General features: G+C 46.5%; 9 protein-coding genes. 6 read left to right on the top strand and 3 right to left on the bottom strand.

Going from position 1 to position 12,319, the window contains the following annotated elements:
• Nucleotides 1-145 precede the first annotated feature (145 nt).
• A complete protein-coding gene (locus tag ACFQZT_RS18595; RefSeq protein ID WP_379302345.1) occupies nt 146-2,317 on the top strand; it encodes an AMP-binding protein in 2,172 nt (723 codons plus the stop codon).
• A 1-nt stretch (nt 2,318) separates the two neighbouring features.
• Nucleotides 2,319-3,485, top strand: coding sequence for a lysophospholipid transporter LplT (gene lplT / locus ACFQZT_RS18590; protein ID WP_379302344.1), 1,167 nt, complete (start codon nt 2,319-2,321; stop codon nt 3,483-3,485).
• A 63-nt stretch (nt 3,486-3,548) separates the two neighbouring features.
• Here lplT and hisC read toward each other — a convergent pair whose 3' ends face one another.
• Nucleotides 3,549-4,697 carry a histidinol-phosphate transaminase gene (gene hisC, locus ACFQZT_RS18585; protein WP_379302343.1) on the bottom strand — a complete coding sequence of 383 codons (1,149 nt, stop codon included), beginning with the start codon at nt 4,695-4,697 and terminating at the stop codon, nt 3,549-3,551.
• 165 nt (nt 4,698-4,862) lie between these two features.
• Between hisC and ACFQZT_RS18580 the strand changes: the two genes are divergently transcribed.
• Both ACFQZT_RS18580 and ACFQZT_RS18575 read left to right on the top strand, forming a co-directional pair.
• Nucleotides 4,863-7,583 carry a CHASE3 domain-containing protein gene (locus ACFQZT_RS18580; protein ID WP_379302342.1) on the top strand — a complete coding sequence of 907 codons (2,721 nt, stop codon included), beginning with the start codon at nt 4,863-4,865 and terminating at the stop codon, nt 7,581-7,583.
• A 14-nt stretch (nt 7,584-7,597) separates the two neighbouring features.
• Nucleotides 7,598-8,494, top strand: a complete 897-nt coding sequence (locus tag ACFQZT_RS18575) for a CheR family methyltransferase (RefSeq protein WP_379302341.1) — start codon at nt 7,598-7,600, stop codon at nt 8,492-8,494.
• 19 nt (nt 8,495-8,513) lie between these two features.
• Here ACFQZT_RS18575 and ACFQZT_RS18570 read toward each other — a convergent pair whose 3' ends face one another.
• Both ACFQZT_RS18570 and ACFQZT_RS18565 read right to left on the bottom strand, forming a co-directional pair.
• Complete coding sequence (locus ACFQZT_RS18570; protein ID WP_379302340.1) at nt 8,514-10,664, bottom strand: 5'-nucleotidase C-terminal domain-containing protein; 2,151 nt, start codon at nt 10,662-10,664, stop codon at nt 8,514-8,516.
• A gap of 144 nt (nt 10,665-10,808) precedes the next feature.
• Nucleotides 10,809-11,087 carry a hypothetical protein gene (locus ACFQZT_RS18565; protein ID WP_379302339.1) on the bottom strand — a complete coding sequence of 93 codons (279 nt, stop codon included), beginning with the start codon at nt 11,085-11,087 and terminating at the stop codon, nt 10,809-10,811.
• Nucleotides 11,088-11,262: 175 nt separating this feature from the next.
• Here ACFQZT_RS18565 and ACFQZT_RS18560 point away from each other — a divergent pair, with 175 nt between their 5' ends.
• A complete protein-coding gene (locus tag ACFQZT_RS18560; RefSeq protein WP_379302338.1) occupies nt 11,263-11,490 on the top strand; it encodes a hypothetical protein in 228 nt (75 codons plus the stop codon).
• 72 nt (nt 11,491-11,562) lie between these two features.
• Complete coding sequence (locus ACFQZT_RS18555; protein ID WP_379302337.1) at nt 11,563-11,952, top strand: VOC family protein; 390 nt, start codon at nt 11,563-11,565, stop codon at nt 11,950-11,952.
• The last annotated feature ends 367 nt before the right edge of the window (nt 11,953-12,319 follow it).

Here is a 12,319-nt window from a genome sequence, read left to right as displayed (position 1 = left end):
TCGCCGTCGTGTAATTGCATACAATGTAATTAAGACCTGGTATTAAGATGTACTTATGATTACGATTTTAGTTTTGCTTAAGCAAAACTCAGCTTATGCTTGCAAAGTCAGTTTTCTTCCAGAAAACTCTTAGGAGGTAGCCATCATGCTCAAACATCTTTTTTACATCGTTTTGCGATTTCTTCTTCCTATTTTGCGCCCGCTACTTAACGTTTGTTTTAGACTTCGCCTCAGAGGGACCGAACACTTGGATTTTTCCAAACATACGGTCCTGATACCTAATCACGTTTCCTTGCTCGATGCAGTGCTGTTGGCACTGAACTTGCCGAAGGAAGTGGCATTTGTCGTCAATACCAAGATTGCCAAACGATTCTCCTGGATCCTTATGTTTCGGAAGCATATCGCCGTCGATCCGTTAAATCCGTACTCCGTCAGAAAAATGCTGAAAACGGTGCAAGCCGGTACGCCGCTCGTAGTTTTTCCGGAAGGTAGAGTGACGACAACAGGCGCGATGATGAAAGTATATGGCGGTATCGGATATATCGCATTAAAATCACAAGCCCGCATGATACCTGTTGCCATCAACGGGTTAGAGTACTCTAAGCTGTCGTATTTGAAAGGCAAGCTCAAACAGCGCTGGTTCCCGGCTGTCAGCATCTTAATCGGCGAGCCTTTTCAAGTGGAGATGACTCCCGGGCAAACATCCATGCGCGTGCAAAAGGAGCGGGCGACCGAAGTGATCCGCACCCGTATGCTGAATCACTTATTCGCCAGCCGGATGAAACCGGAGCTGAATTTATTTAACGAGCTACTGTCAGCGGCCAAACAACACGGTTCTTCCGTCACGATCTGTGAAGATCTTACGCTTCAAACCGAACTGACCTATAAGAAGCTGCTCCTTACCTCCTATATAATGGCTGTTCGTTTGAACAGGGATCTGCAAGGACAGCAGCGCGCAGCCCTTTTGCTTCCAAACGCGGCGGCTATGGTCGTCACATTATTTTCCATGTTCCGTTTAGGGATAACACCGGCAATTCTGAATTACTCTGCGGGCAAACAAACGATGCTGGATGCCTGCGAGACGGCTTCCGTACAGACGATCATTACGTCCAAAGCTTTCGTCGAAAAAGCAGGCTTGGCCGATTTCATTCAAACGGCGCAAAGCAAGTATGCCGTCCTCTTTTTGGAGGATGTTAAAGCAAGCATTCGGTTCACGGATAAAATAGCGGGGCTCAGCAATTATTGGATGAAGTCGAAGGGGCCTGTGTGTGAGGGGAAGAACGAAATCGTTCTCTTCACCTCAGGCAGCGAAAGCAAGCCCAAAGGTGTTGTACTGACGCACCGGAACGTCTATGCGAACATCCAGCAGGCACGGACGGTGATCGCTTTTAACTCAAACGATGTTGTCCTCGGCGCGATGCCGATGTTCCATTCTTTTGGTTTGACGGCGGGTACGCTGCTGCCGATTCTGAGCGGGATGAAAGTCGTGCTGTATCCGAATCCGCTCCACTATAAAGTCATACCTGAGCTGGTGTATGATAGGAACATCACGATTCTCTTCGGAACGTCGACCTTCCTCTCTGCTTATGCCCGGACCGCTCATCCGTATGATTTCGCCTATGCACTCCGTTATGTAGTCGCCGGGGCCGAAAAGCTGAAGGAAGAAGTCCGCCAAGTCTGGATGGATAAGTTCGGTATCCGCATTCTTGAAGGTTATGGCACAACGGAAACCGCGCCGGTTGTTTCATTAAACACACCGGTGCATATGAAAAAAGGATCCGTCGGTCGGATCCTCCCGGGTATGGAATACCGAATCGAAGCCGTAGAAGGCATTGAGCGCGGTGGGAACCTGCTCGTGAAAGGTCCTAACGTTATGAAAGGCTATTTGATTCATGAGAAAGGCTTCGTGCCTTGTCCGGAGTGGTACAGCTGCGGGGATGTGGTAGATATGGATGAACAAGGGTTTATCACCATTCAGGCGAGGCTGCAATCTTTTGCCAAGATCGGCGGTGAGAAAGTATCTTTGCCTATGGTGGAGGAGCTGGTCTCGGCCACGATGCCAGAGGCGTTATGTGCAGCGGTAAGCATGCCGGATCCGAGAAAAGGCGAGAGGATCGTCATTTATCATAATGACCCTCATGCCAATATTGGGCATGTGAAAGAATCGATGAAGCAGCAGGGCCATTCACCCATCTACATGCCGTCTGAGCTTAGATACTTGGAAAAATTGCCGTTGCTCGGAAGCGGCAAAGTCGATTATGTTTCGATCAAGAAAATGGCCCTGCAGGATCTAAGCCACGAGAAGGAGCATTCCTAATATGAAAATGAAGCCGCTGCAAACGTTGTATTGGACCCAGTTTTTATCTGCATTCGCGGATAATATGATCCTTTTTATCACACTTGCAATCATTGAACAAAAAGCATTTCCGAATTTCTATATTGGCGTCGTGCAAGCATCCTTTCTGTTTGCTTACGTGATCTTGGCCCCGTTCGTCGGAGCTTTCGCAGATAAGAACTCTAAGGCAGGGGTACTACTTACAGGGAACGCTATCAAAGCGATCGGGATCGTGGCTTTATTCTTTAACTTGGATCCGGCCGTCAGCTATGGGATTGTCGGTATCGGCGCTGCGGTATACTCCCCGGCCAAGTATGGCATTCTCCCTTCGCTTACTCACTCAGAAACCGATCTGCTGCGTGCGAATGCGCGAATCGAGGGCTATACAATCCTGGCGATTTTGACAGGGTCCGTATGTGGAGGCTTTTTAGCCAAGTTTTCACTAACCGGTTCAATCGCGGCTTGCTTATCGCTGTATCTGATTTCTTTGGCAATGACGTTTATGATTCCTAGAATCGCAGGCAATCCTGACATTCAATATGCCCGAGAAGCCAAGGCGTTTGCCTCTGACGTTCTCATCTTGATGAAGGATCGCTCCACCCGGTTTTCGCTCGTTGGCACCGGCTCCTTCTGGATGGCGTCGTCTGTCGTAAGACTGGCCATTATCGCATGGGTTCCTATGCATTTAGGCATCCGCTCCGTTGATCAAATTTCGATGCTGGTCGCCGTCACAGGGATCGGCATTATGATCGGAGCTCTCATGACGCCTAAGCTCGTGCCTGCTCGTAAGTATTATAACTCCTACGTTTTCGGCATCATCATGATTGTTTCGATTTTATTGTTTACGGTCATATCCAACTTGTACCTCACGATTGGGCTTTTACTGCTCGTCGGTTTCAGTGGCGGCGTATTCATCGTCCCCATGAATTCAGTGCTGCAGGATAAAGGTCAAGGCATGGTTGGAGCAGGTAAAACGATCGCCGTACAAAACTTCATTGAAAACACATTGATGTTGATCGGTGTCGGCACATATACGCAAATCTCCAAAGCAGGCATCTCCACCGACCTGTCGATTACAGGCATTGCTGCTATACTAGCTGCATTCGTAGCCTACCTGATGTTCCAACGCAATCAATTAAAATCTGCTTAGCGGTATAACAAATAGAGCTCCCCGGATTGCAAATCCGGAGAGCTTTTTACATGCTGTATTCTCTTATATTTCGCCCGGTGAACCTACTTGTTCAAGCTTAATTTCCTTAAGGACGGTTTCCATCGCACTGATTAAAGCCTCATGATCCTCAGGCGTTCCGATCGAAATCCGAATATGTCCGGGCAGATCCCATCCACCGCCGTAACGAACGATAATCCCTTTGCTCATCAGCTTCTCATAGATGTTCTTGGCGTCAGGGCCAAGTTCGACCAGAACGAAATTACTCATGCTTCGCGTGAAGCTAATGTCAAGCTGCCGGAGCTGCTCGTACAGCTGTTCCCGGCCCCGCTCGTTCATCTCTCTGGTTGCTTGAAGATGAGCGTCATCGGTGATGGCGGCAGCTGCGCCAACTTGTGCCAAGGCGTTCACATTGAACGGCTCTTTAACCTGGCGAATGCTGCGAATTATGCTGGGAGCAGCAACTCCATAGCCGACCCGAATGCCGGCTAACCCATAGATTTTAGAAAAAGTTTGTGTGACCACGACAGGATATCCCTGGCGTATAAACTCCAAGCCGTCTGAGTAATCATCCGCAGTAACGAAGTGACTGTATGCTCCGTCAAAGATAACAAGAATGCGCGGAGGCAAATTTTCCAGTAGCCGTATCAAATCATTTCGAGTCATATAAGTGCCTGTCGGATTATTCGGCGAGCAAATGTAGATGAGCTTTGTTTGCTCAGTTACAGCAGTTAGAATGTCATCCACATCGTAGAGGTAACCTTCCCGTAAAGGAACGGATACGACTTTGGTTCCCATGAGATTCGCGCCAAATTCGTATTCGCTGAAGGTTGGAGAAGGTACTATGATTTCGTCCTCCGGCTCCAAAAATGTCTCCGATAAGAGCGTGATGAGTTCGTCAGCCCCGTTCGTCACGATCAGATGATCGGGGGTGACTTGCAGCTTCTCAGCCAGCGAAGCTCTGAGATCGACCGTATCCGCATCCGGATAACGATGGATGTCGCCAAGGTAGGCCTGAATCGCGGCCACCGCTTTCGGAGAAGGTCCTAACGGATTCTCGTTGGAGGCCAGTTTCGTTACTTTCTCAATGCCAAACTCTCGGGCAACTTCCCAGATCGGTTTTCCGGGCGAATAGGGCTTCATTTGCTGCAAGATTAGACGTGGTTGGATCGGCTGAATGTGATCGGAAATCATAAGAACGCTCCTTTACACGATTACTTTAATGCGATAATTAAATAATATATTAACGCGTTAATTTAGTAAAGAGTAAACTTGGAAGTAATTCACTATTACATCAAATGGAAGCATAGTATAATAGATTTGTACCATGAATCCGGTTAAGGGAAAGGATCTCAAAGCATGTTCGGGAAAAAGAGATTTGGCATCCGCTTAAAGATTATGCTTGGCTATCTGTTTATCATTTTTTGTTTAATGATTTCATTTATTCTAGTCAACAATCAAGTCTCATCCATGCAAAAAGCCAGAAATTACATCATCGAACATGACTTGGCCGTACATGAGGAAACCAATCAAATTGAGAAACTGGTTATGGATATGGAAAGCGCGCAGCGAGGCTACTTGTTCACCGGTGACGCTAACTTCCTTGAACCTTACAAGTTGAACGAAACTAAATGGAGAGAATCCTACAATCGGTTAAGTCTGCTTATTTCCGACAATGAAAGTCAGTTACGAAATCTTACAGCGATTAAGACGTCCATCGAGCACTGGATCAAAGAGGTTGGAGATCCGACTATTTTGATGAAGAAAAAGAATATGTCCGGTGCTTTAACAGAAATGTACCAATCAAACCCAGGCAAAAATGAACTTGAAGAAACACGCTCTCAATTTGAATCGTTTCGTACTATAGAAAAGGGGTTGACGAAGCAAAGGTCTGAGCACCTCGACGCTCAAAATCAGCTGCTGAACACCTCCTTAATCGTTATGCTGACGATCGTTTCCATCTTCTCGCTTACCGTTGCTCTGTTGATTTCACAATCGATTGTGGGTACGATGAGGCAAGTGAATCGGGCGATTATGAAGCTGGCTTCATCTAAGGGGGAGTTGTCGCACCGCATTCATGTGAATGTTAATGACGAAGTGAAGGATCTTGCCGATGCTACCAATATCCTGTTGGAGAGCCATGAAGAAATTCAGTGGCAGCAAAAAAGATTAACCGAAGTTGTCAGTATGTTACAGGGGATATCTAACCTGGAGACTTTAGGCAAATCCTTTATTACTAAAACAGCCGATTTATTCGGAGCCTCCTATGGCGTATTCTACTTGCGCTCAGAACATGAGAATAGCAATTATATGGTGAAATTAGCTTCATATGCAGCCATGGGGGATTGCGATGAAATAGGCGTTCATAAGTTTCGAGTCGGGGAAGGATTGGTTGGTCAAAGTGCAGCCGGGAAACGGATGTATCACTTGACTAAGGTGCCGGATAACTACATATCCATTGCTTCGGGACTGGGAAATTCGAAACCGCGCAGCATTTTGATCGTCCCTGTGGAGTACAACAATGAAGTCATTGCCGTGATGGAGCTGGCCACCTTGGATGTCTTTACACCACTGCATATGGATTTGCTTAAGGAAATACTCGAAGTGCTTGGGACGATTATTCATAGTGTCCAAACTCGTGTTGAGGTGGAAAGGCTCCTGCGAGAATCCCAGATGATGACCGAAGAGCTGCAAACCCAAGCTGAAGAGCTTCAAACCCAGCAGGAGGAGCTGCAGATCACCAACGAGCAATTGGAAGAGCAGAACCGCTACGCGGATGAGAAATCGAAGGAGCTCGAGCTCATCAAGCAATCCCTGGAGGAGCATGCCAGAGAACTGGAACAAAGCTCACAATATAAGTCGGAGTTCATGGCCAATATGTCCCATGAGCTTCGCACGCCTCTCAACAGTGTGTTGATTTTGTCGCAAATGCTGGCGGAAAATGGGCGGGGCACATTGACAAAGGAAGAGCAAGAGTACGCCAAGGTCATACATAATGCGGGAAATGATCTATTGCTTCTGATTAATGATATTCTCGACTTATCCAAAGTCGAAGCGGGCAAGTTGGAGATTCATGTTGACGGTATGAACATAAGTGAGCTTCCGGAAGTTCTTAGGGGCCAATTTGCCAAAATCGCTGAACAAAAAAATGTAGAGTTTATGATTAAGCAAGATTCATCCGTACCCGATACTTTTTATACGGATGAGCAGCGGTTTTACCAGATCATTAAAAATTTGCTCTCCAATGCTTTCAAGTTTACGCACGAAGGTTTCGTTCAGCTCCATCTGGCGATGTGCGAATCCGATCAGGCGGCGGCTCTGCTGCCAGAAGCAAGCCACAGGCAAGTTCTTGCCGTATCTGTGCGGGATACGGGAATCGGGATTGCTAAGGATAAGCAAGAAGTGATCTTTGAGCCGTTCCGGCAAGCAGACGGCACGACCAACCGCAAATATGGCGGGACCGGTCTGGGGTTGTCCATCTGCAGGGAACTGGCTGGACTGCTCGGCGGCTGCTTGACGATGGAAAGTGTAGAAGGAATTGGCAGCACGTTCACTCTCTATATCCCATCGCTTGATCAGGAAATCAGCGAGTTCATATCGGTCCGCAAGGAGGCGGCAGCGGCCTATTCTTCAGCCCTTTTTGACTCGGACCGCATGGAAAAAGCACAAAACGCATCACTGGATAGTCCCGGGGAAATATGCGCTTTTAAAGGCAAGAAGGTACTCGTCGTCGATGACGATGTGCGGAATGTATTCACGCTAAGCAATGCATTGGAAAATGAAGGCATAACCGTTATTGCTGCGCATGATGGCCAGGAATGTTTAGAGATATTAGGAGAAGATCCAGAGGTGGACTTGATTCTTATGGATATTATGATGCCTGTGATGGACGGTTATGAGGCGATGCGGGCGATCAGGAAAAATGCGCGATACGAGCAAATCCCGATCATTGCCTTGACTGCAAAAGCGATGAAGCAGGATCGTGAAATCTGCCTGGAATCAGGAGCTTCGGATTATATTAGTAAACCGCTCAACCTCAGCCAACTGTTGTCATTGATGCGCGTATGGTTAACCAAATAAGGGAAGGCGACGCGATGCTGAATTCATTTAACCCGGAAGCTTCAGAGGATATGGAGGACACGGCGGAGGCGGAAAGAGAAGCATTAGAGATCGACCTGCTGCTGGAAGGCATCTATCGGCTTTATGGGTACGATTTCCGTAATTATGTCAGAACCTCGATCCGAAGGCGGATCCAGAACCGAATGAGGCTGGAGAAATTACCTACGATTACAGCTCTCCTGGAGAGGACACTCCACGATGAGAGGGTTGCGCAGCGTTTAATGAAGGATTTCTCGATCAATGTGACTGAAATGTTTCGAGATCCCAGCTTTTTTCGCACTTTCCGCTCCAAGGTGGTGCCAAGTCTCAGGGATCTGCCGGCTATTCGAATCTGGCATGCCGGTTGTTCGACCGGAGAAGAAGTATTGTCGATGGCCATTTTGCTTGCAGAAGAAGGACTGCTGCACAAGTCGCGCATCTTTGCTACCGATATGAATGCAACCGTAATTGAAAAAGCCAGAACGAGAGCTTATCCGTTATCGCGCATGCAGACATACACAAAGAACTACCTCCAGGCAGGAGGAAGCCGTGAATTTTCGGCTTATTATACGACGGACGATGAGCATGCCTTCTTTACTTCATCCCTCATGCAGCACGTCACTTTTTTTCAGCATAATCTCGTTGTGGACCGTTCATTTAATGAATTTCACGTTATCCTATGCAGAAATGTGCTGATCTATTTCAATATGAGCTTACAGAATCGGGTACATGAACTGTTTCATGAGAGTCTGAGCGCTTCCGGATTTTTGGGATTAGGCAGCAAGGAGTCGTTATCCTTCGCCGATTGTTTTGCTCATTATGAAGTTGTAGATCAAATCGAGAAGCTTTACCGAAAAAGAAAAGCGGATGAAAACAGCCCACTTCACGGATGAAGGGGCTGTTTTTTTTACCTTATTTTTTCAGATCCAAACGCACGTCGCGTCCATCGTCCTGTACGGACAATGTTTTGCCTGCTGCTTTTAACGAGTTCGCATAGCTAACCCAAGCATCCAGCATAATGGCGCCGTCTTTCCAATCCTTCACTTCGCCAAACACGGTAAAGCCATCGCCGCTGCCTGTTGCCATGAAGTCGTTCGTCGTTACTTTAAATGTACGGCTTGTGTTGAATTTGCCATCCACATAGACCGGAGTTCCGTCGACAAGCGTGATTTTGGAATACTTTTGACCGTCAGGTTTCGTTGCATCCCACTCCACTTTCAAACCCGAGAACTGAATTGCGGGAAGCTTGGAGTATTTATCCGTAACTTCCAGCGCTTTTTTGATTTGTTCAGCTGTCATCGTTCCTGTAACGTTATAGTTCCCGAAAGGGAATACTTCAAACATTTTGCCATACGTCAGATCACCTTTGTCTACATCTGCGCGAATACCGCCGATGTTCGTAAACGCGATATCCGATTTTTCCGAAGCGCGCATGGCATCGGTAATGCTGTTTCCAAGTTGGGAAGCTCCGTCGCGTTCAACTTCTCCATTCGCCGCGAAGCGGAAAGACTTACGGGTTAGCGGCTCTGCAACGACAACTTCAACTTCATTGGATTTTGCAGAAATTTTAGTTTGATAGTCCTTAACGGTCTTTTGAATTTCCGCATCAGCTGTCGTTAAGTTCGTATAAGTTTCAAGCAAACCAGCGTTGGAAGAAACGACTTTCTTCGTATTTTTATCTACAAACAATTGAATATGACCAACCGCGTACAACCAACTCTGAGCTTCCACGACAGGAATGCCGTTCACGATACCGGATACACGCATATGTGAGTGGCCTCCGACGATGGCATCTAACGTCCCATTTCCGGTGCCGTTGGCGAGATCAGCCAGCTCGCTCATAATTTCTTGCGATTTTTGATTTTGCTCGCCTGGCAGATGGGACGTAACCATAATGATATCTACGCCTTTAGCGCGCAGTTCTGCAGACAAATCTTTGGCCAAAGGGATCGGGTCCACAAAGGACAGCCCCTGAATGTTCGTTGATTTGGTTGTCGTTGTAGTTTGTGGAGTCGCGAAGCCGATGATTCCGATTTTCAGCCCGTCTTTTTCAACAATAACGTAAGGCTGCGTCCAGTCTACACGTTTGCCGGTTTTGTCTTCGATAATGTTCGCGCCCAGAATCGGGAATTTAGCATTTTTAATGTTGTTGATGAGCACATCGCGGCCAAAATCGAATTCATGGTTACCGATAGCCGCGGCATCATACTCCACTTCAGCCATCGTGTCCATCACGGATTGACCGTTTGTTGTGTTGGAGATGAGCGTGCCTTGCCACGCGTCGCCGCCGTCGACCACGACAGTACCCTTCGGGTTCACCGTGCGGAAATCATTCACAATCCCGCCCAGCGTTTCAATCCCGCCTTGGTTTTGGTTACGCTTCTTATCGAAGCCGACTTCAATTTTTCCGTGAATATCGTTCGTCGTCAAAATATCTACCACTTTAAATAGAACCGGCTTCAGCGCTTTAGCCACTTCATCACGGGTCACTTCTGCTGTAGGGTTAAAATTTCCATCCAATGTCGGTGCAAAGATGCCGCTAATAACTGCATAAGCTACATAAGGACGGGATTCTTTTGCAATAGAGCTGTTATCTTTAAAATAGTTCAATACATTCTCATTAACTTTCGGCAGCTGGCCGCCAGTCACCGTTTTAACAATCAGTTCAGCGAGTTCTTGGCGTGTTACGGGGGCATTCGGATGGAACGTACCGTCCCCAAATCCGCTGATAAGCTTAGCTGCAACTGCATTAGCAACCGCCTGTTTCTGCCAGTTAGCGAGGTCAGTGAATGTAACAGATCCTAGGTCTGTATTTTTTAATTTGGCTGCGCGGTTAATCATGGTAACCACTTCAGCGCGAGTAGCCGCATTAGCGCCGCGGTAGTCGGTGTCGCCGTAACCTTCAACAGCACCGTTATCAATTGCTAGTTGCATATCGGATTTCAACTTAACGGAAGAAGCGGGAGCCGCCATTTCGGCAAATGCGAGGCTACTGGCGAAGGAGCTAGTAAGAACAGTTACAAGCGCTAAAGCGCTTAAACGGGTCGTGAGCGTTTTTTTCATTTGGTTCAAATTCCTCCCTTATATGAATAGAACGTTGGTAGATTAATTCCCAACTTTTAGTATAAAGGAGATTGGTAGACTTTGAGAAGTGAAGAAATTATTTATTTAGTAGAAACGACAAAAAAGCCACTCTCCATCCAATGGTTAAGTGGCTCTTCGATCCGTATGAACTTCAAAATGATAGATCGTATTGCGGGTGAGCACCCGGAAGTCAGAACCATCTCGATCTATGGCTTGAACTCTAGTTGTTTTAAAAGGCACGTACTTATCGATTCCAGAGAGAATCATCGGACAGCCGACCTCAGTCGGTTTCATCTCGCGAAAGCTCTGCCCTTGAATCTCGTCAAAATCGAATCGCTCCGAACGATGTTTCGGTGTAATTCCATCCACTTCGTAGATTTGAAGAAGCTTTAACACTCTCATTCCTATGAACCCTCCTTAAATTCTTTCATTTCATCTTATTCCAGTATACACCGACTTTATGCGAATGGCGAAATCTATCAACTTAACAAATACCTAATAGATACCTAATACTTTCCTAGCTTCCAAAATATACGATCAAGATCAGCCCATACCATTCTATGGAGGTGTTCATCCTATGATGCATACGAAAATTGTTGTTGCTGAAAAAGAAGTACTCATATTCTTTGAACCTGGCGTGCAGGACAAGCTGGCTTTGGTCGCCCCAACGATATTGAATCATCTACCAGACGTGAACGTGAAAAAAATATTCGATGATCTCGGTCTAATCAATATGACGAGCACTGAGGTAACGCTCTATTCCCATAACGGAGATATGCAAACAATCGCCATTCCGTTTTCCTAATTCTTTCGCCTAGCCCTTCCTCTTCTTTTTCGTTACAATGGAAAAGAGAAACTATTGGGAGGTTATGTACATATGGCAGTTTTAAAAATGGAACATGTCGGCGTCATGGTCGCCAATCTGGAAGCTTCGATCCGCTTCTATGAGGAAGTTATCGGTCTTAAGCACAAAGGAACGCTTATCCATACTAATGGGGTGATCCGGTTAGGCTTTCTTGGATTCGATGTAAATGGGGAAACGGAGGTTGAACTGATCGAAGGCTACAATGCCGGTTTGCCGCAAGAGGGCAAGGTTCACCATCTAGCATTTACAGTGGATGATGTGGAAGCGGAATTCGAGCGAATCAAAGGCCTTCAAGTAGAACAGTTGGATGCAGAAATTACAGCATTGCCAAATGGTTCGAGATACTTCTTCTTTAATGAGTTAGATGGGGAGCGCATTGAGTTCTTCCAATCGACTCGTTGATTTGTTTATATGCTGTTTGACGGGGCATTTTTTACTAGAAGTAAAGATTCTAGTACAGAGAGTGCCTTTTTTCATTGTGGACGAGTATTGTATAAAGAAGCAATCTATATATGAAAGAATTTAATGTGGGAACTATCGAAACAATTGGAATTATAGAACATTTTAAAAAGAGTTGAAATTGTTTTCGGATCGTGGTACATTATTTCTCGTTGCTTCGAAAGCAGACAGGTTCGCTGGGAATTAGAACTTGCCTTCAAGCAGCACGCGTTACGATGTTGCGATAATAATCGACAAAAAATGCCAAGAAAAAAAGTGCTTGCAATTGATGTCGAAACTGTGGTACATTGTAACTCCGGTCGCGAGAGCG

Source organism: Paenibacillus sp. GCM10027628 (genome assembly GCF_042676385.1).
GTDB lineage: Bacteria > Bacillota > Bacilli > Paenibacillales > NBRC-103111 > Paenibacillus_E.
Note: the sequence above shows the minus strand (reverse complement) of the source record. Positions and strands in the feature narration are given on the sequence as shown.